Origin of the sequence: Cohnella hongkongensis (assembly GCF_042654645.1) — a bacterium.
GTDB classification, from domain to species: Bacteria; Bacillota; Bacilli; order Paenibacillales; family Paenibacillaceae; genus Cohnella; species Cohnella hongkongensis.
Genome location: NZ_JBHSEP010000001.1, coordinates 660,634 through 678,052, shown reverse-complemented (window position 1 = coordinate 678,052; position 17,419 = coordinate 660,634). Strand labels below are relative to the sequence as shown.

Genomic DNA, 17,419 nt, shown 5'->3' with positions numbered 1-17,419 from the left:
GCCTATGGCTTTTCAACTGCTGCTCAATGCGTTGTTGTCCATCACCTGGATGTTTTTGAATAATGATTGGACGGCGGCGGGCTTTATCGTCGGCTATGCGATGGGGCTTCTCATTCTGATCGCTTTTCGCCGTTTTTTTCACCAGCCTCTCTATGTCAAAAAGCTGTGGGCGATCGCGAAGCTTCTGCTGCTCTTTATGAAGGAATTATTCGTTTCCGGTTATGCTGTCGCCAAGCACGTCGTATCGCCCCGGCTGAACATGCGGCCAGGCATCTTTACCTTTCGGACGGAGCTCCAATCGGACTGGGAGGTTACGATTCTCGCATGCCTGATTTGTCTGACTCCGGGCACGTTGACGCTGGAGGTGTCCAGAGACAGCCGGACGCTGTTTATCCATGCGATGGACATCGAGGATGCGGAGGAATTGGCGGAGCAGATCAAGCATTCTTTTGAACGGGCGATATTGGAGGTGAGGCATGCATGATCGGTTATTTGCTGCAGTTCAGTCTGATTCTTCTAGCCGCAGGGATGCTTGCCTGCTTGTATCGCTTGCTGAAAGGTCCCTCTCCGGCGGACCGGATCGCGGCGCTTGATACGATCGGTATCCATATGCTGGCGATGGCGGCGGTGTTCAGCCTGCTGCAGCGGACTCAGGTTTATCTGGATTTGATTTTGGTGATCGGCATTCTGACCTTTATCGGGACGGTCGGCTTTGCAAGATATATCGAACGGGGAGTGGTGATGGAACGTGGAGACGCTGACAGCGATCGTTGAATACGCCGTGGTGCTGGCCGTTCTGATCGGCGTAATCTTCTGCCTGCTGGGCGCCTTCGGCCTGGTGCGGATGCCCGACGTCTACTTGCGCTCGCATGCCGCGACCAAGAGCGCCACATTGGGCGTGCTGTGCGTACTGGCCGGCGCGTTTCTGTATTTTGCGCTTTTCGAGGGGCATGTCAGCGCCAAGCTGCTGCTCGGCATTCTGTTCGTATTTCTGACCTCGCCGGTTGCCGGGCATCTGAACGGCCGCGCCGCCTACCGCAGCGGCGTCAAGCTGTGGGGAAAAAGCGTTCGTGACGACTGGGAAAAGGCGCTGAGGAAGAAGGAAGAAGGGGCGCCCTCCCCGGAGAACGGACGGCCGTAAGCGGCGTTTGCGGGCGACGGAAGGGGAGATCGGGCGGCTTGCGGCCGTCCGGTCTCCCCTGTTTTCGTACCGCGCCGGCCTGCTGTCGGGCAATCCGATGACAGATCAGTGCGCGCTGCCGGAACGGTCGCACACGACGTGCACGTCGACTTCTCCGACCCGGTTGATCAGCTCGTGAACGAGGGAGCCGTGCATCATTTCCTGAAGGCGCGTCTGGCCTGTCTGTCCGAGAATCAGCTGCGTAATGCGATGCTCCCTGGCCGCCTCCGCGATCACCTCGGCCGTTTTTCGATTTTTGCGCGATTTGACGATGAACGTCGCTCCGAGCTCCTGGCATCGGGCCCGCCATATCGCCAATTCCTTCTCCCTCTCCGGATCGAGCGTCTCCGAGCGAACGGGAATCACGCTCAGCACATACAGCGGACACCGCAGCAGACCGGCCAGCTTGCCGCCGCGCCCGATCAGCCTTTCGCCATGGGAACCGTGATCCATGCATACCATGATTTTCTCGCCGCTAGTCATCGAACATACTCCTTTTCCGGGAAGCGCCGGGGTTCATAAGTTTTAAAATACACAAGAAAAGAAGCCTGGAGCAGAGAAGTCCGCTACCAAGCTTCGGTTGTAGTTACCTTAACGACAAACCAAAGATGTATGAAGGCTCTCTCTCAATGACGCTGACGAGGTTAGCTGTCGGATTCGGGTCTGAGAGTCCCCGTTCTCTCCGGATTCAGAGAGAATTCACCCCTGAAGCGCTGCCGCTTCTTTGGTTCCCCCGCTCCTCTATAAAAGAGGATTAAGCGATGAATATGAATTTATCGATTACATAGTAAGCCAGTTCGGGCCAAAAGTAAAGACGTCGGCGCAAAAAATCTTTGAGTCGTGAGAGGGTTCGACTACAGCGGCAGCCGGGTCGTAAATACCGTTTTGTCCGGGCTGCTGGACACGTCGATCGTGCCGCCGTGGACTTCGATAATGCTCTTCGTAATGGCGAGGCCAAGGCCGGTTCCGCCGGTTTCCTGGGAACGGGAGCGCTCCACCCGGTAAAACCGGTCGAAGATGAACGGCAGATCCCGCTCGGGGATCGGGTTCCCGTAGTTGGCGATCTCCACGATCGCCTCCTCGTCGGAGCGGCGGACGGCGATGTCGATATAGGGGGCCGGCCGGCCGTACCGGATCGCGTTGGCGATCAGATTGCCGAAGCTGCGAACGAGCAGGTCGCCGTCTGCCGAGAGGGGAAGCGTCTCGACTTCGGCATCGATTCTGCAGATCATGCCGGCCTCCTCCAGCTGCGGAACGAACTCCTCGGCCAACTGCCGAACGAAGCCGACCAGATCCAAATCTGCAGCGCTCAGAGGCATGCCGTTGTTGATCCGCGTATACTCGAACAGATCGTCGATCAGCTTCTTGAGGCTGAGCGCCTTATTGTAGGCGATGTCCGTGTAGTGGCGAAGCTCCACCTCGTCCCGGTAGCGGTCCTGATGAATGACCTCCAGGAAGCCGAGGATCGAGGTGAGCGGCGTTCGCAAGTCGTGGGAGACGCCTGTAATAAGATCGTTTTTCGTCTGCTCGGCATAGCGCTCGTCGAGAATGGAGCGGTGCAGCTTGGCGGCCATCGCGTTGATGCTGCGGGCCACCTCGGCGAGCTCGCCGGAAGCGTCCATCGTCTCGATCGGACGCTCGAAGTTGCCGTCGGCGATCTCCTGAAGGCCGGCGGCAATTCGCTTCAGATCGCGGCTAAGCTGTCCGCTTAACCGTCCGGCGAGCTCCTGAAGGCGGCCGATCTCGTCGGCGGAGCGGGGCGGGGTCTGCACCTCGAAGCTGCCCTCCTCCATGCGCCGCAAAGAGCGGTACAGATTCTCCAGCCTGCGGATCGTTCCGTGGCTGAGCAGGAAAAAGGCGGAGACGTACAGAGCGATTCCGGCCGCAATGAAGACGGGCAGAGAGCCGACGGTATGGATCACAAAGGCGAAGGGCGCGCGAAGCGCGGATTGCAGCAGCAGAGCAACGAGAAAATTGGCGGCGTACAGCGCGGCGGCTGTCATCCCGGCGCTGGCCAAACTATAGAAAAGCAGCCTCCATCGAAGCGAGTGCATCCATTTGACGTTCAATCTGCAGGCCCCCCTTCATGCTCATGTGGTCGATTCCATCTTGTAGCCGATTCCCCACACCGTTTTAATCAACCGGGGATTTTGCGGGTCCTTCTCGATTTTCTCCCGAATTTTGCGGATATGGACCATTACGGTGTTTTTGGATTCCATGAACGGCTCGTTCCAGACTTTCTCGTAGATCGTGTCCATGCTCAGCACTGCGCCGCGATGGACGGCCAGCAGCCGCAGGATGGCGAATTCTCGCGGCGTCAGCTTGACCTCCTTGCCGTCCACCATGACCGTATAATTGATGAAGTTGATGACCAGATCTTCGATCTCGATGACGCTGCCGTCTTGGTTCAGCTGGCGCTTGAACCGGTTGTAGCGGCGCAGCTGGGACTTCACGCGCGCCATTAGTTCGAGCGGATTAAACGGCTTCGTGACGTAATCGTCCGCCCCGATGCTAAGGCCGGAGATTTTATCGATGTCCTGGCTTTTGGCGGACAGGAAAATAACCGGCACGTCGTACCGTTCGCGGATTTTGATGCAGGTCTCGATCCCGTTCAGATGCGGCATCATGACGTCCAGGATGACCAGGTCCACCGGATTGGCGTCCATCAGCTCCAGCGCGGTCAAGCCGTCGCCGGCTTTCAGCAGCTTGTACCCTTCGTTATGGAGATAAATCTCCATCAGCTTAATGATTTCTTTCTCGTCGTCTACCAGTAAAATCGTCGTGCTTGAAGACATTCCCATCACCTGCGTGCTTATTGTGCTTTATAACGTAAATATAGCATAACCCGTCGCCGGCAGTTCTTAAGTCTTGTTAAGGAATGGCGGTCGTATTTGCCGATTCGCTTCCTGGAGGACATTATTCGGGCATTATTGTATATTGAAAATAAAAAGCCGAGGACAGCGATGAGGGGAAGAAGGTGCAGGCGATGACGAGCGCGGACAAGCTGGCCGACATTTATGCCGGCGGCTCCTATGAGATCAAAGAGGTTTACCGTTTGGTGTTCCAGCCGAAAAGCGTACTGCGCGAGTTCCGAACGGTCAAGCACGGCTTTCTTTTCGTCGTTCGCGGAGAAGCGATGATGAGCGTGGACGGAACGGTGTACGAGCTGCAGCAGGGATCGGTGTTTCATGCGGCTCCGGGCATGCGGCTTGACGCTCAGGTAACCAGCCCGTCCGAATACGAGTATTACACCGTTCTTTACAGCTTTGACGAAGCCGGGGGCAGCCGGGAATGCGACCGTCATTTCCTGCTGGAGCCGGCGGCCAATCCGCGGGTAACGGAGCTGCTGTCGGTGCTTCATCAGAGCGCGCGCACGCTTGACGGAATCGGAAGGCTTCGCGTGAAGCAATTGTTTCTAAGCGTCATGGACCAGATTCTGACAGGCTGCAAGCACCGGGAGAGCGGAAGCGCGCCGGGCCAGCAGAATATTTAAGAAGAAATTCGGCGTGTCTCCCACGGAATACGTCAATCCAACGCCGGAATCGGCAGCGGGAAGGCTCGCTCGTCAATTTTCTCCGTTCAATAATGATGCATGATCGGTTGGCAAATTGTGCATTCCTATTTTCCTCTCCCCTTGCTAAACTACTAATCAATAATGAGAATCATTATCGATTATAAGATAAAAAGAGAGGTTGAGGGAAGTTGCGCGAAACAAGACAGCTTTGCATCGGATTGTCCTTATCCGCCACTTGGCGGAAAGGAAAAAGCGAAGAGAGCGCCGAGAAGCAGTTTTCCAGCGATTTTTATGTCGAGCTGGCGAGAATGGCGGAGAAAGCGAGGCTGGATTTCGTGTTCAAGCCGGACGCCCTTTATCTTCACGCAGAGGGGGAGGAGTATTCTCCCCGCTTTGCCAGTCTCGACCCGACGGTGATGCTGGCTTCGATTGCCCGCGAGACGGAACGAATCGGGCTGGTGACGACCGCGTCCACCACGTTTAATCCTCCGTTCGTGGTCGCCCGGCAGATCCAGTCCTTACACTGGCTCAGCAATGGGCGCGCCGCATGGAATATCGTCACCTCCATCGACGGCTCCGAAAATTTTACCGATTCCCCGATGCCTTCGTCCGAAGAAAGATATGCGAAAGCGGCGGAGTTCACCGACATCGTGCGCAAGCTCTGGGACAGCTATCCGTACGAGGCGCTTGCCGGCCGCGCGCCGGATCAAGCCGCTTCCGGCAAAAGGGTTGCTTCGATCCGCCATAACGGCGAATATTTCAGCGTCCAGGGTCCGCTTAACGTGCCTGCTCACCCGGCGGGGACGCCGCCGCTGTTTCAGGCGGGAGCGTCGGATTCGGGCCGGAGCTTCGCCGCTTCGGTAGCGGACGCGATTTTCGCGTCGACGCCCGACATGGCTTCGGGCATAGAATTGCGCCGGGATCTGCAGAATCGGGCCCAAGCGCACGGACGCTCTCCGGACGCGGTGCGGGTGCTGCCGGGGCTGTATTTTTTCCTGGCCGACACGAGAAGCGAGGCGCAGATGATGTACCGGGAGGCGCATGCCCATCTGAGCATGGAGCGGCGGCTCGCATCCGTCCGGTCGATCCTCGGCCTCGATCTCGAAGGATTGCCGCCGGATCGGCGCGTTACGGCCGATTTGCTGCCCGATCCCGCTCGGCCCGTGCGCAGCCGGACCCATGCCGATCTGCTGCGCAGGCTGATCGAGGAGCGGCAGCCGACCGTGGAGGAGCTGCTGTCGCGGCCGGAGGTGATCGGTTCTGCGCACTGGGTGGCGGCCGGAACGGTCGAGGATGTGCTGCAGGAGATCGTCGCCAGGTTCGAGGCCGGCGCCATGGACGGCGTAATTGCCCTGCCGGGCGGTTCGATTCGTTCCTTGGAGCTGTTTCTCGATGAGCTGGTGCCGAGACTGGCCGACAGAGGACTGTTCAGAAGAGAGTATGCAGGCACGACTTTGCGCGAGCATCTGGGGATCAAATAGGCGAATCGTCACTATTTCAGTTTACACTAAATTAAGTTTTTGCTAAAATTGCTCCATGATCAATCACATTTTTATTGCGCTTGGCGACCCGAAACGAAGAAGGATGCTGGAAATTCTTAAGCACGGCAAGCGGACGGCAGGCGATCTGTCCTCCTTGTTCGAGATCAGCGCTTCCGCCGTGTCCCAGCATTTGAAGGTGCTATTGGAGGCGAAGCTTGTCGGGGTTGAGAAGCGGAAGAACAGCAGAATCTATTACTTGCGGAAGGAGGGCTTTGAGAGTTTACAGCAGTATTTGGGGCAATTCTGGGACGATCATCTCGGCATGCTGAAGCATCTGGCCGAAGCCGAAGAGAGGGGGAAGGATCATGAGCAATAGAATCGTTGAGCGTAAAATGTTCATCGAGGCAAAGCCGGGCACCGTCTTTTCTTATTTCACGGAGGCCGGCAAGCTTTGTCAATGGCTGGGGAAGCAAGCGACGGTGGAACCGGAGGAGAGAGGCGAAATTCGGATCGACATGAACGGACGCGACAAGATCGTCGGAACGTTCAAGGCGATCGAACCGTTCGAGCGGATCGTTTTCACATGGGGGTGGGTAGATAGCGCCATTCACCCTCCGGGGTCTTCATGGGTCGAGATCACGCTTACTCCGCATGGCGACGGCACTTGGTTATGCCTCAATCATACCTCTGTCCCTGAATCCGAAAGAGAATGCCATCAGGACAATTGGATTCGGAATTTGCTTCGGCTTCAAGAGATTCTGTCGGACCGTGCGTCTATCGAACGAGGGGCCTGATGATGGCGGCGACCCTCCCCGATCGGGTAAAATGGGCCGTTGATGCGCTTGCGATCGCCCCGTCCGATCGCGTGCTTGAGATCGGCTGCGGGCATGGAACGGCGGTTTCCCTGATTTGCGGAAGCTTGACCGATGGCAGCGTCACGGCCATCGATCAATCGGACAGTATGATCCGCATCGCCGAAAAAAAGAATGCGGAGCATATCGCGGCCGGCAGGGCGAAATTTATCACGGCCTCTCTGCACGAAGCGGATTTGAACGGAGAACGTTTTCATAAAATATTCGCGATTAATGTCAATCTGTTCTGGACGAACAGCAATTGCGGCTTGGACATTATTAAAGAAAGCTTGCTGCCCGGCGGCGCCCTGTACGTATTCAATCAACCCCCGGCGGCAAGCAAGCTTAAGCAGATTGCGGAACGTACCGAAAGCCGCTTGATAAGCGCCGGGTTCGCGGTCAGGCAAATGATCGTCGGCGAACTAGCTCCGGTTCCGGCGGTAGGCGTCGTTGCTCAATTGGACGATGCTCTTCAATACGAGATGGGGAGTGAGAACGAATGACCGAGCGCAGCAATGAGGCTGTTGTCGTCGTCACCGGAGCCGCGCGCGGGATCGGACGCGGCATTGCATGGGTCATGGCCGAAACGGGGGCTACGGTCTATGTGACCGACATTGAATCCCGCAGCGGTAGAAAGTCATCTTTGCCCGGCACGGTTGAAGATACCGCCGAGCAAGTGACGGAAAGGGGCGGCAGAGGCATTGCGGTTCCCCTGGACCACGCGGACGATCGTGCGGTCGAAGCGTTGTTCAAGCGTATTCAAGACGAGCGCGGAGGGATCGATCTGTTGGTTGCGAATGCTTGCAACGGAAACGCGCTTCCCTTCCAGAGCGGGCCATTCTGGAGGCTCTCTCTCGAGAACTGGCGGAACATGGTCGATATCGGCGTTCGAAGCCATCTGGTTACCGCGTGGTACGCCGCACCGCTTCTCCTTGAACGGAAAGGCCTGGTCATTCTGACGGGGTATACGGATCCGAATAAGGAAAGAATGGGCAACCTGTTCTACGATCTGGCCATGAACGGCGTGAGCAGGCTTGCCTATTCGCTCGCTTACGATCTGGAGCCGCAAGGGGTTACCGCGCTTGCGCTCTCGCCCGGATTTACGCGTACCGAGGCCATCGTATCCGCGATGGGCGAGCGGCCGCCGGGAAGCGATTCCGTCGAGTTTTCGGGGCGAGCGGTCAAGGCGTTATTCGGGGATCCTGAAGTAAGGCGCTATTCTGGCAGAACCTTGCGTGTCGCCGATCTGGCCGCTGAATATGGCTTCAAGGATATCGAACAGCCATGAGATTCGCACAGCTCGATTGGATACGCGGGCTGGCGCTGCTTGGAATTGCAATCGCCAATATGCCGTTGTATTCGTCGCCCTATCTATATATGAACATGCTGGATGCTGAATGGTGGGCCGCGACGGGCGATCGAATCGCAAAGCTGCTGATCTACATTTTCGTGGATTACAAGTTTATTTCTATGTTTTCTTTTTTGTTCGGCGCGGGCTTCATCATTTTTCTCCAAAGGGCCGAGCAAAAAGGGCGAAGAGGCACGGCGCTTTACCTAAGACGGCTTTTCGTTTTGCTGCTAATCGGTCTTCTGCATGGCTACTTCATTTGGTTCGGCGACATTCTGCTCGTTTACGCCATGCTGGGTTTTGCCCTTCTCGCCTTCTACAGACGCAAGCCGAATACGCTTCTGTATTGGTCGCTCGGCCTGTTGCTGATTCCCGCCGCATGGATTGCGCTTCATACTTTCGCGCCCGGGATCGTTCGATGGGGACTCCCCGAGGGGCCGTCAACGGTCGATGCCCTCCGGTTGATCCGCGACGCTAACGAGATTTACAGCAGCGGAACCTTAGAGGAGATGTTTCGACAACGGCTTCTGGATCTCTCGCATGTGCAGAACAGTTCTTTATTGACGATTCCCTTAACATTCGCTATGTTTCTCCTTGGGGCATACGCCTGGCGGAAGGGGTGGCTTCGAAATCCGGACCTTCATGCCGTTGCGATCCGTAAAATCGGGCTGTGGAGCGGCTGCATCGGACTTTTGTTTCTGGCGTTTCAGGTTTGGCTGCATCATACTGTGGATGCCGGGCAAAGCGGATTTAACAACGCGCATTGGGCAGGCATACTGATAGCCGGCCCGGCTGTCTCCGTATTCTATATGGCCAGCCTGCTGCTGCTGAGCCGGAGGCGTTTCTGGAGACTGCTTCTCGCTCCGCTGCAGGATGCGGGACGGATGGCGCTTACCAATTATTTGTTGCAGTCCGTCGTATGCACCTTCCTGTTTTACAGCTATGGTCTCGGATGGTACGGACAAGTCGCGCCTTCGTACGGAATTGCGCTATCCCTGCTCCTTTTCGCGGCTCAAGTCTGGGGAAGCCGGTTATGGCTTCGAAGGTACCGCTTCGGACCTGTCGAATGGTTATGGCGCTCATTGACGTACGGCAAGCGGCAGCCTATGAAGCATCAGACATGACCGGATTGTGCTCGATTTGCGAATAAGCTGACGCATCAGCGCCGAATGGGTAGATGGGGCGATCGCAATGTTGTCAGGTTAAGCCGTTGTCGTATGCGATCGACGGCATACGGTCGATGGGATGCGACCGATCGTATGCGATCGAAGGCGCGCAACCTGCCGGCAACGTCTAACGGTTGCAGTGGCGCTTAATCGATCGTTTTCCCGAAAAAGGAAAAGCTAACGGTTGCCACCGCGCTTATTTTGGGGTTATCGAGCGAAACGCGCGTTTTCGGCTGAAATAGCCGCTGCCGCAACCGTTACAACCTCCGTACTGCGAAAAGGGCACAATTAGCGGCGCTGGCAACCGTTACGTTAGTGGGCTGGCGGGGGCTCGCGGAGTGCGTAGGTTGGTCTGGGCTGGCGGGGGCTCGCGGGGGTTGGCGTGTGTTGGCCTGGACTGGCGGGGGTTGACGTGGGGGTTGGCGCGAGCTGGCCTTTGTTCGCGATGACTGTCGGGGCTCCGCCGGCAACTGGGACGATTCCTGCAAGGCCGCTTGTTGACCGTTTGCTTAACCTGACAACATCTCTCGTATTTAAGGGTTTCTCTCACGAATGCTCAGCCATTCGCAGGATTTCATCGATTCTGATTGGGAGGGGATCGCTATTCCGCACGCAGATGATTTTCAACGGCTTCGTCGCTTGACCCGTTCTCTGCCCGAAGTAGAGGAAGGCACCGCTTACGGAACGCCGGCCTTCCGAGTTGGCAAGAAGCTGTTGGCCAGGCTGCATGAAGATCGTGTTACACTCGTATTAAGAATAGACCTCGAGAGCCGGGATTTTCTCATGCAGGCTCACCCCGAGGTTTACTTTATCACGGATCATTACCGGAACTATCCGTACGTTCTCGTTCGTCTGGATGCGATCGGTACGGACGAACTGAAGGGGCGGCTTGAGCTGGCATGGAGAAGCTGCGCTGCGAAGCGGGTTCTGGCGATGTACGATCAACGGAAGGAGACGGAACAATGAAGGGGAAAATCTGCATGATTACCGGCGCCAACTCGGGCATCGGTTTCGCCGCCGCCCAAGGGCTTGCGGAGCAGGGGGCCCGTATCGTTATGGTTTGCCGCCATCGGGAGCGCGGCGAAGAAGCGAAGCGGAAGCTGATCGAGCTAACCGGCAACGCGCAGATCGAGCTTCTCGTCTCCGATCTGTCTTCCCAGCAATCCGTCAGAGATTTGGCCAAGGCGTTCCGCAGCCGTTGGGACAGGCTGGACGTGCTCGTCAACAACGCCGGCGGACTGTTTGGCCGACAGCAGACGAGCGTGGACGGCTTCGAGATGACGTTCGCCGTCAACTATCTGGCCCCGTTCCTGCTGACGCACCTGCTGCTCGACCAGTTGAAAGCTTCCGGCTCGGCCCGTATCGTGAACGTCGCCTCCGTCATGCAGGCCAAGCGGCTCGATCTGGAAGAAGCGGTCCGGCCGACGTCGTATTCGAGCTTCAAAGCTTACCGGACAGCCAAGCTTGCCGTCATTATGATGACGTATTTCATGGCCGAGCGGTTGGCGGGCAGCGGAATTACCGTTAACGCGCTCCATCCGGGCGTGATCTATACGCCGCAATCGACGAGAGGCGTCCCGGGCTTCATTCGCCCGCTGGCGAAGCTGTTCATGAGCTCTCCCGAGCAAGGCGCCCGGCTCATTCTGCACCTGGCCGCGTCGCCGGAAGCCGGTTCGTCAAGCGGGAAGTATTTCGCCGGCAACCGCCGCGTCGGATCCACCGTTCCGGTATCTTACGACAAGCCGCTCCAGAGAAAGCTGTATGAACGAAGCCTGCAGTGGACCGGCTTGTCCGAGAACGCGCCTGTCATCGAATAGGGCTGGCGGCGCGCCCCCTTTCATTCCGTCTCGGGATATTTCTCGCGCAGGACGTCCGCCGCTTGCTCAAGCTGCCGCGCATACTCGCGATAGGAAGGGCTTAATCGCTTCATTGCCGGTATGAAACGCTCGTGATAGCCGACGCTCTGCTGAAACTCGCGCAGCGCCCGCTGCAGCCGAAAGGCGGGGGAATGCCGATACTCCTCCGATTGCTTGAACGCCAGATAGGCGGAAATCCTTTCGTCGTGCTCGTCCATAAATGGGCCGGGGTTCCGAGCGGCGCGAATCATTTCCGCCGACAGCGCCCTCCAAGCGGAGGGCGACATCGATACCGGCTGTTCCGTCTGCCACGCCTGCCATTCCGGAGGGAGGGAGAAGCCGGCGGCGTCATCGAGAAAGCGGACGATTTCCTCGTATGCCGACTGCTGCTCTTCGGTTGTGAGCGTCTCCTGGAGAAATGGGGAAAAATGCAGGGCGATAAACTGCCCGAAATCTCCGGGAAAGGCATGCAGCAGCTTGTCGATCGCCTCGGCCTGCCGCTCCAGAGCCTGCAGCGCGCTTTCCGCTTCCTGCCAGTCCCCTCCTTCGCTTAACCGCTGCAATAGAGATTGGCGCGCGCCGTCGCGAGCCAGCCGCAGTTCATTCCGCACAAGTTTTTCCCGCAGGAACAATTCTCCCTGCTCCGCGAGCGCGTTTTTAATTTCGTCCGTGCCCAGTCCCAGCTTGCGCAAGATGCTAATTTTCCGTAAACGTTCGACATCCTCGGGGCTAAAGTCGCGATATCCGTTATCCAGCACGGCGGGGCTGACCAGTCCATGCTCCACGTAGTAGGTCACCGCTTTTTTCGTCGCGTTTAACTGCCTGCATACCTCTTGTATCCGCATCCGAATCACCTCGCCAATATCATATCGCGGACCCTAAGGGATCGGTCAACTTTCTTTTTCTATCCTTCGCTTCACTTCTTTGGAAATCGATCTCAATTATAATCGGCATACATCAGGGAATGTCGAACCGATGACAAGCCTCCATGGGCCTAGCGCTGCAGGGGGTCGGCCTTGTTGAGCTGGAGCAGACGCGGTCAAAAACAACCGGGTCCACAAAATCTCCTACTACGACTTGTTCTTCGACGATCCGATCGCTATTGAGCATCAGATCGAGATGCTGACGGATATGATCTTGAAGTAATCGGAAAAGCTCCATTCCCATCCTCCTTCTTTTCTGATACAATCAACCCAATGTTGAGAATCATTATCAAAAGCAATCGAAACAGCCTTGCTGTACGGAAGGAGAAAGGGATAACTTGATTAGACGTTTTTTCGCATATTACAGTCCTTACAAAGGCTTGTTCATGCTGGACTTCGGCTGCGCGATTATTGCCGGCTTGCTGGAGCTGGCTTTTCCTATGGTCGTCAATTCGTTCATCGACGATCTGCTGCCGGGGGGCAAATGGGATCTGATTATTTGGGCGTCGATCGGACTGGTGGTCCTGTATGCGCTGAACACCGTGCTGATGTATGTCGTTAACTACTGGGGCCATATGCTTGGCATCAATATCGAGACGGATATGCGGCGCAAGCTGTTCGCGCATATCCAGAAGCTGTCGTTCCGCTTTTTCGACAATACGAAGACGGGGCATCTGGTCGGCCGGCTGAGCAACGACATGAACATGATCGGAGAGATGGCGCACCACGGACCGGAGGATCTGTTCATTGCGGTCATGACGCTCGTGGGCTCCTTTGTCCTGATGCTGACGATTAATTGGAAGCTGGCCGTGCTGACCTTCGTCGTCGTTCCGGCGATCATCTGGGTTGTCGTGTACTTCAACGGCAAAATGACGAAGGCGATTCACCAGCTGTACCGCGACATCGGCGATTTCAACGCCCGCGTCGAGGACAACGTAGGGGGCATCCGCGTCGTCAAGGCGTTCTCCAACGAAACGTTCGAGGAACGGCGGTTTGCGGAGAATAACGGACGCTTCCGCCTGACGAAGCTCGTATCCTATAAGCTGATCGCCAAGAACGGCTCGATCAGCTATATGATGATGCGCTTCGTCACGCTGTTCGTCATGGTGTGCGGCACCTGGTTCGTCATCCAGGGGCAGCTTTCCAATGGAGAGTTTGTCGGCTTTCTGCTGCTGACCAACGTATTTTTCCGGCCGATCGAGAAGATCAATGCCATCGTGGAGAGCTACCCGCAAGGCTTCGCCGGTTTCAAGCGCTATGTGGAGCTGCTGGACACGGCTCCGGACGTAGCCGACGCTCCGAACGCGGTGGAGCTGAGCGACTTCAAGCGCGAGATCGAGTTCGACAAAGTCAGCTTCGGGTACGAAGGGGACAAGAAGGTGCTGTCGGAGGTGAGCCTGACCGTTCGCAAGGGAGAAACGATCGCCTTCGTCGGGCCGTCCGGCGCGGGCAAGACGACGCTGTGCAGCCTGCTGCCTCGATTCTACGAGGTCGACGGCGGGACAATCCGCATCGACGGAACCGACATTCGCGAAGTGACGCAGGAATCGCTGCGCCGGCAGATCGGCATCGTTCAGCAGGACGTCTTCCTGTTTAACGGGACGATCCGCGAGAACATTCTGTACGGCAAGCTCGACGCCAAGGAAGAAGAAATCTGGGAAGCGGCGAGACGGGCGCGCCTGGAGGAGTTCATCCGGTCTCAGGAGGACGGGCTGGACACCCTCATCGGCGAGCGGGGCGTCAAGCTGTCCGGCGGCCAGAAGCAGCGGCTGGCTATTGCCCGGATGTTCCTGAAAAATCCGCCCATTCTCATTCTCGACGAAGCCACTTCGGCGTTGGATACGGAGACGGAGCTGGCCATCCAGCAATCTCTCGCAGAGCTGTCCAAAGGAAGGACGACGCTCGTCATCGCTCACCGTCTGGCGACGATCAAAGATGCGGACCGCATCATCGTCGTCACCGCTCAAGGCATTACCGAGCAAGGACATCATCGGGAGCTCGTTGCCGCAGGAGGCGTATACAGCCGTCTGCATCAGGCGCAGTTCGGAAGCTAGCGCCGCGCCAGAGGAGACGGAAGACGCGTTCCCGCACGGCGTCCCGGCACCTCTATCACTCCCAGGAAAGACCTCTATATCCGTCAAACGACGGAGGATGGGGTCTTTTTTTTGATCAGAAGGCGTTGACAACTTTAGCGCGTATTATATACAATGAACATGGATTTGATACAATCTTAAAAATTATATACTGTACGGAGGGGTAGGATGAGGCCCGAGCTGGTGTTGGACGCACAGGCTACCTTGGGCGAGGGGCCGTGCTGGGATGAAGCGCTGAACGGCTTATGGTGGGTAGATATTGCAGAGAAGAGGCTTCACCTGTTCAGACCGGCGGAAAACGCGAATCAGACGTTTCAGTTGGAGCAGCAGGTCGGAACGGTTGCGCCCCGGACCGCCGGGAGCGTGGTCGTCGCTTTGCAGGACGGCCTGTACGTTCTGGATTTGCGGACGCGCGCTCTGGACCGGCTGGCGAACAATGAGGACGGGCGGACCGACAATCGGTTTAACGACGGCAAATGCGATCCGTCCGGCCGCTTGTGGGTCGGAACGCTGAATTTGAACGGGGAGCAGGGGGCAGGCTCGCTCTATCGGCTGGACGCCAGCGGCGAGCTTCGCAGAATGAAAGCCGGCGTAAGCGTATCCAACGGGCTGGGGTGGAGCCCCGATCATACCCGCATGTACTGGATCGATTCCCCGACGAGGCAGGTGACGGCCTTCGATTACGACCCGGCAACCGGCGAGATCGGTCATCCCGAGACGGTCGTCCGCTTCCGCGAGGAGGACGGCGTTCCCGACGGGATGACGACGGATGAAGAGGGGATGCTCTGGATCGCGCATTGGGACGGCGGCCAAGTCTCCAGATGGGATCCCCGCACGGGCGAACGGCTGGAGTCGATTCCGATCCCCGCTCCGCGCGTTACTTCTTGCGCGTTCGGCGGACCGGACCGGCGGGACCTGTACGTCACGACGGCCCGAATTCGGCTGGACGAGGCGACGCTGCGGCAATATCCGCATTCCGGGGGCGTCTTTCGAATTCGAACTTCAGTGACGGGCATGCGGGCTTTTCCGTTCTGCGGCTAACAAGGAGCATAAGGAGGATTGCGCATTGTTTCGACTAGACGGCAAGGTCGCGCTGGTGACCGGTTCTACGAGAGGGATCGGCGAAGGAATCGCGATAGGGCTCGCCAGAGCCGGGGCGGACGTCGTTCTCAATTCGCATGAAGCGGGCGACGAAGCGCGCGGAATCGCAGAGAAAATCGAAGGCTTGGGCAGGCAAGCAGGGTTCGTCCAGGCCGACGTCAGCCGGGAGAGCGACGTGAAGGCCATGTTCTCCCGGATCGAGGAACGCTTCGGCAGGCTGGACATTCTCGTGAATAACGCGGGAATCTCCCGGGCGGAGACGATCGCGGAGACGGACCTGGACAGCTGGCGCCAGGTGCTGGATACGAATTTGACGAGCTGCTTCCTCTGCTCGAAATATGCGATGGAGCTGATGATGAAGCGCTCCGCCGGACGAATCGTGCAGACGAGCTCGGTAGTCGCTCATCAAGGCGCCGTGTACGGGCACGTTCACTACGCCGCCTCCAAGAGCGGCATGCTCGGCCTGACGAAGTCGCTGGCCCGGACGGCGGCGCCTTACGGGATTACCGTGAACGCGGTCGCCCCGGGCATCATCGATACCGAGCTGCTGCGGCGCACGCATGGAGAGGAGCGGCTGGGAGAGCTGCGAAGCAGCGTCCCGCTAGGGCTCGGCACGGTGGACGACGTCGCGGCCGCCGTCGTGTTTCTGGCCAGCGACGAGGCGCGCTACATTACCGGGTCGACGATCGACGTTAACGGAGGCCTGTATTTCAGATAGACAAACAGAATGTGGGGGAGACCGATTGAGAATTACGGATATTAAGACATATACCGTATTTTGCTATCGAACGAACTGGATTTTCGTCAAGATCATCACGGATGAAGGAATCTCCGGGGTCGGGGAAGCGACGCTGGAATACAAGGAACAAGCGGTTGTCGGCGCGATCGAGGAGCTGAAGCGGTATTTGATCGGCAAGGACCCGACGCAAATCGAGCTCCACTACCACAACATCTACCGCGACGCCTACTGGAGAGGCGGCCCGGTGCTGATGTCGGCGCTGAGCGCGGTCGAGGCCGGTCTGTGGGACATTAACGGAAAAGCGCTCGGCGTTCCGGTCCATCGGCTGCTCGGGGGCAAGTACCACGACAAGGTAAAGGTATACGCCAACGGATGGTTCGCCGGAGCCAAACGGCCGGAGCAGTTCGCCGAGGCGGCGAAGAGGGCGGTCAAACGCGGATTTAAAGGGCTGAAATGGGACCCGTTCGGTCAAGCCTACATGACTATCACCAACGAGGAGTTGGACAACGCGCTCGCCTGCATGGCGGCCGTCCGGTCCGCTGTCGGTCCCGGCATCGATCTGTTCGTCGAAGGACACGGCCGCTTCAACGTTCCGACCGCCGTTCAGATTGCGCGGGAGATTGAAGCTTTTAAGCCGGTCTGGTTCGAAGAACCGGTTCCGCCGGACAATCTGGACGCGATGATCCAGGTCAAGCGGAAGTCCAACGTGGCGATCGCCGGAGGAGAGCGGCTGTATACGCGATACGCATTCCGCGAGGTGTTCGAGAAAAAGGCGCTGGATTACGTCCAGCCTGATGTCAGCCACGCGGGAGGGCTGCTGGAATGCCGCAAAATCGCCGCCATGGCCGAGAGCAGCTATATTCCGTTCGCGCCGCACAATCCGAGCGGTCCCGTGGCCAACGCGACGACGCTTCAGCTGGCGGCCTGCACGCCGAACTTCTTTTATCTGGAGATTATGGAGACGGACGTCCCGTGGCGCAGGGAGATGACCGACGAGCGGCTGGTGTTCGAGGACGGCTACATGAAGATTCCGGACGCGCCCGGCCTTGGCATCGAGCTTCGCGAGGAGGAGATCGGGAAATATCCGTACGTCCCGAGAGATTTGAGACATTACAGCGGAACGCTGACGGACATCCGTCCGCCGGAATCCGAACCTTACTTCTAGGA

At 57.7% G+C, this 17,419-nt stretch carries 20 protein-coding genes and 1 riboswitch; of the genes, 16 read left to right on the top strand and 4 right to left on the bottom strand.

Annotation, left to right across the window (positions count from 1 at the left end):
- Nucleotides 1-4: 4 nt before the first annotated feature.
- From ACFO3S_RS03085 to mnhG, 3 genes are read left to right on the top strand one after another with little or no spacing between them, the layout of a single operon-like run.
- Nucleotides 5-484 (top strand): Na+/H+ antiporter subunit E, encoded by a 480-nt coding sequence (locus ACFO3S_RS03085; RefSeq protein ID WP_378092087.1) that lies wholly within the window; start codon nucleotides 5-7, stop codon nucleotides 482-484.
- Nucleotides 481-774 (top strand): Na(+)/H(+) antiporter subunit F1, encoded by a 294-nt coding sequence (locus ACFO3S_RS03080; protein ID WP_378092085.1) that lies wholly within the window; start codon nucleotides 481-483, stop codon nucleotides 772-774. Before ACFO3S_RS03085 ends, ACFO3S_RS03080 begins: the two co-directional genes overlap by 4 nt.
- Nucleotides 758-1,141, top strand: a complete 384-nt coding sequence (gene mnhG / locus ACFO3S_RS03075) for a monovalent cation/H(+) antiporter subunit G (protein ID WP_378092252.1) — start codon at nucleotides 758-760, stop codon at nucleotides 1,139-1,141. The genes ACFO3S_RS03080 and mnhG overlap by 17 nt, the downstream gene beginning before the upstream one ends.
- A 105-nt stretch (nucleotides 1,142-1,246) precedes the next feature.
- Here mnhG and ACFO3S_RS03070 read toward each other — a convergent pair whose 3' ends face one another.
- The 3 genes from ACFO3S_RS03070 to ACFO3S_RS03060 all read right to left on the bottom strand — a co-directional run bounded on the left by ACFO3S_RS03070 (nucleotide 1,247) and on the right by ACFO3S_RS03060 (nucleotide 3,975).
- Nucleotides 1,247-1,663 (bottom strand): universal stress protein, encoded by a 417-nt coding sequence (locus ACFO3S_RS03070; RefSeq protein ID WP_378092083.1) that lies wholly within the window; start codon nucleotides 1,661-1,663, stop codon nucleotides 1,247-1,249.
- A gap of 135 nt (nucleotides 1,664-1,798) precedes the next feature.
- Nucleotides 1,799-1,951, bottom strand: a riboswitch (cyclic di-AMP (ydaO/yuaA leader).
- An 83-nt stretch (nucleotides 1,952-2,034) separates the two neighbouring features.
- On the bottom strand, nucleotides 2,035-3,249 hold the full coding sequence (locus tag ACFO3S_RS03065) for a sensor histidine kinase (protein ID WP_378092081.1): 1,215 nt from the start codon (nucleotides 3,247-3,249) through the stop codon (nucleotides 2,035-2,037).
- A 21-nt stretch (nucleotides 3,250-3,270) separates the two neighbouring features.
- On the bottom strand, nucleotides 3,271-3,975 hold the full coding sequence (locus ACFO3S_RS03060) for a response regulator transcription factor (protein WP_378092079.1): 705 nt from the start codon (nucleotides 3,973-3,975) through the stop codon (nucleotides 3,271-3,273).
- Nucleotides 3,976-4,166: 191 nt separating this feature from the next.
- Between ACFO3S_RS03060 and ACFO3S_RS03055 the strand changes: the two genes are divergently transcribed.
- The 9 genes from ACFO3S_RS03055 to ACFO3S_RS03015 all read left to right on the top strand — a co-directional run bounded on the left by ACFO3S_RS03055 (nucleotide 4,167) and on the right by ACFO3S_RS03015 (nucleotide 11,357).
- Nucleotides 4,167-4,673, top strand: a complete 507-nt coding sequence (locus ACFO3S_RS03055) for an AraC family ligand binding domain-containing protein (protein ID WP_378092250.1) — start codon at nucleotides 4,167-4,169, stop codon at nucleotides 4,671-4,673.
- Nucleotides 4,674-4,882: 209 nt separating this feature from the next.
- Nucleotides 4,883-6,175, top strand: a complete 1,293-nt coding sequence (locus tag ACFO3S_RS03050; RefSeq protein WP_378092077.1) for an NtaA/DmoA family FMN-dependent monooxygenase — start codon at nucleotides 4,883-4,885, stop codon at nucleotides 6,173-6,175.
- 55 nt (nucleotides 6,176-6,230) lie between these two features.
- Nucleotides 6,231-6,551, top strand: coding sequence for an ArsR/SmtB family transcription factor (locus ACFO3S_RS03045; protein ID WP_378092075.1), 321 nt, complete (start codon nucleotides 6,231-6,233; stop codon nucleotides 6,549-6,551).
- Nucleotides 6,541-6,969, top strand: coding sequence for an SRPBCC family protein (locus ACFO3S_RS03040; RefSeq protein ID WP_378092073.1), 429 nt, complete (start codon nucleotides 6,541-6,543; stop codon nucleotides 6,967-6,969). The genes ACFO3S_RS03045 and ACFO3S_RS03040 overlap by 11 nt, the downstream gene beginning before the upstream one ends.
- Complete coding sequence (locus ACFO3S_RS03035; RefSeq protein WP_378092071.1) at nucleotides 6,969-7,529, top strand: class I SAM-dependent methyltransferase; 561 nt, start codon at nucleotides 6,969-6,971, stop codon at nucleotides 7,527-7,529. The genes ACFO3S_RS03040 and ACFO3S_RS03035 overlap by 1 nt, the downstream gene beginning before the upstream one ends.
- Nucleotides 7,526-8,314: an SDR family oxidoreductase gene (locus tag ACFO3S_RS03030; RefSeq protein WP_378092069.1), complete on the top strand. Its 789-nt coding sequence runs from the start codon at nucleotides 7,526-7,528 to the stop codon at nucleotides 8,312-8,314. Before ACFO3S_RS03035 ends, ACFO3S_RS03030 begins: the two co-directional genes overlap by 4 nt.
- Nucleotides 8,311-9,498, top strand: a complete 1,188-nt coding sequence (locus tag ACFO3S_RS03025; RefSeq protein ID WP_378092067.1) for a DUF418 domain-containing protein — start codon at nucleotides 8,311-8,313, stop codon at nucleotides 9,496-9,498. Before ACFO3S_RS03030 ends, ACFO3S_RS03025 begins: the two co-directional genes overlap by 4 nt.
- A 594-nt stretch (nucleotides 9,499-10,092) precedes the next feature.
- Complete coding sequence (locus ACFO3S_RS03020) at nucleotides 10,093-10,506, top strand: MmcQ/YjbR family DNA-binding protein (protein ID WP_378092065.1); 414 nt, start codon at nucleotides 10,093-10,095, stop codon at nucleotides 10,504-10,506.
- On the top strand, nucleotides 10,503-11,357 hold the full coding sequence (locus ACFO3S_RS03015; protein WP_378092063.1) for an SDR family oxidoreductase: 855 nt from the start codon (nucleotides 10,503-10,505) through the stop codon (nucleotides 11,355-11,357). The genes ACFO3S_RS03020 and ACFO3S_RS03015 overlap by 4 nt, the downstream gene beginning before the upstream one ends.
- A 20-nt stretch (nucleotides 11,358-11,377) precedes the next feature.
- Here the strand turns inward: ACFO3S_RS03015 and ACFO3S_RS03010 are convergent, their stop codons facing one another.
- A complete protein-coding gene (locus ACFO3S_RS03010) occupies nucleotides 11,378-12,241 on the bottom strand; it encodes a MerR family transcriptional regulator (protein WP_378092061.1) in 864 nt (287 codons plus the stop codon).
- A 416-nt stretch (nucleotides 12,242-12,657) separates the two neighbouring features.
- Between ACFO3S_RS03010 and ACFO3S_RS03005 the strand changes: the two genes are divergently transcribed.
- The 4 genes from ACFO3S_RS03005 to dgoD all read left to right on the top strand — a co-directional run bounded on the left by ACFO3S_RS03005 (nucleotide 12,658) and on the right by dgoD (nucleotide 17,417).
- A complete protein-coding gene (locus tag ACFO3S_RS03005; protein WP_378092059.1) occupies nucleotides 12,658-14,373 on the top strand; it encodes an ABC transporter ATP-binding protein in 1,716 nt (571 codons plus the stop codon).
- 207 nt (nucleotides 14,374-14,580) lie between these two features.
- The gene (locus ACFO3S_RS03000) at nucleotides 14,581-15,453 is read left to right on the top strand and encodes an SMP-30/gluconolactonase/LRE family protein (RefSeq protein WP_378092057.1); all 873 of its coding nucleotides are present in this window, start codon (nucleotides 14,581-14,583) and stop codon (nucleotides 15,451-15,453) included.
- 25 nt (nucleotides 15,454-15,478) lie between these two features.
- A complete protein-coding gene (locus tag ACFO3S_RS02995) occupies nucleotides 15,479-16,231 on the top strand; it encodes an SDR family NAD(P)-dependent oxidoreductase (RefSeq protein WP_378092055.1) in 753 nt (250 codons plus the stop codon).
- A gap of 25 nt (nucleotides 16,232-16,256) precedes the next feature.
- Complete coding sequence (gene dgoD, locus ACFO3S_RS02990; protein WP_378092053.1) at nucleotides 16,257-17,417, top strand: galactonate dehydratase; 1,161 nt, start codon at nucleotides 16,257-16,259, stop codon at nucleotides 17,415-17,417.
- Nucleotides 17,418-17,419 lie beyond the last annotated feature (2 nt).

What these genes read in the sequence shown, in the direction of transcription:
- ACFO3S_RS03085 (WP_378092087.1), top strand. Translation starts at nt 5, where the DNA reads ATGGCTTTTCAACTGCTGCTCAATGCGTTGTTGTCCATCACCTGGATG.
- ACFO3S_RS03080 (WP_378092085.1), top strand. Translation starts at nt 481, where the DNA reads ATGATCGGTTATTTGCTGCAGTTCAGTCTGATTCTTCTAGCCGCAGGG.
- ACFO3S_RS03070 (WP_378092083.1), bottom strand. Translation starts at nt 1,663, where the DNA reads ATGACTAGCGGCGAGAAAATCATGGTATGCATGGATCACGGTTCCCAT.
- ACFO3S_RS03060 (WP_378092079.1), bottom strand. Translation starts at nt 3,975, where the DNA reads ATGTCTTCAAGCACGACGATTTTACTGGTAGACGACGAGAAAGAAATC.
- ACFO3S_RS03055 (WP_378092250.1), top strand. Translation starts at nt 4,167, where the DNA reads ATGACGAGCGCGGACAAGCTGGCCGACATTTATGCCGGCGGCTCCTAT.
- ACFO3S_RS03045 (WP_378092075.1), top strand. Translation starts at nt 6,231, where the DNA reads ATGATCAATCACATTTTTATTGCGCTTGGCGACCCGAAACGAAGAAGG.
- ACFO3S_RS03040 (WP_378092073.1), top strand. Translation starts at nt 6,541, where the DNA reads ATGAGCAATAGAATCGTTGAGCGTAAAATGTTCATCGAGGCAAAGCCG.
- ACFO3S_RS03035 (WP_378092071.1), top strand. Translation starts at nt 6,969, where the DNA reads ATGATGGCGGCGACCCTCCCCGATCGGGTAAAATGGGCCGTTGATGCG.
- ACFO3S_RS03030 (WP_378092069.1), top strand. Translation starts at nt 7,526, where the DNA reads ATGACCGAGCGCAGCAATGAGGCTGTTGTCGTCGTCACCGGAGCCGCG.
- ACFO3S_RS03025 (WP_378092067.1), top strand. Translation starts at nt 8,311, where the DNA reads ATGAGATTCGCACAGCTCGATTGGATACGCGGGCTGGCGCTGCTTGGA.
- ACFO3S_RS03020 (WP_378092065.1), top strand. Translation starts at nt 10,093, where the DNA reads ATGCTCAGCCATTCGCAGGATTTCATCGATTCTGATTGGGAGGGGATC.
- ACFO3S_RS03015 (WP_378092063.1), top strand. Translation starts at nt 10,503, where the DNA reads ATGAAGGGGAAAATCTGCATGATTACCGGCGCCAACTCGGGCATCGGT.
- ACFO3S_RS03010 (WP_378092061.1), bottom strand. Translation starts at nt 12,241, where the DNA reads ATGCGGATACAAGAGGTATGCAGGCAGTTAAACGCGACGAAAAAAGCG.
- ACFO3S_RS03000 (WP_378092057.1), top strand. Translation starts at nt 14,581, where the DNA reads ATGAGGCCCGAGCTGGTGTTGGACGCACAGGCTACCTTGGGCGAGGGG.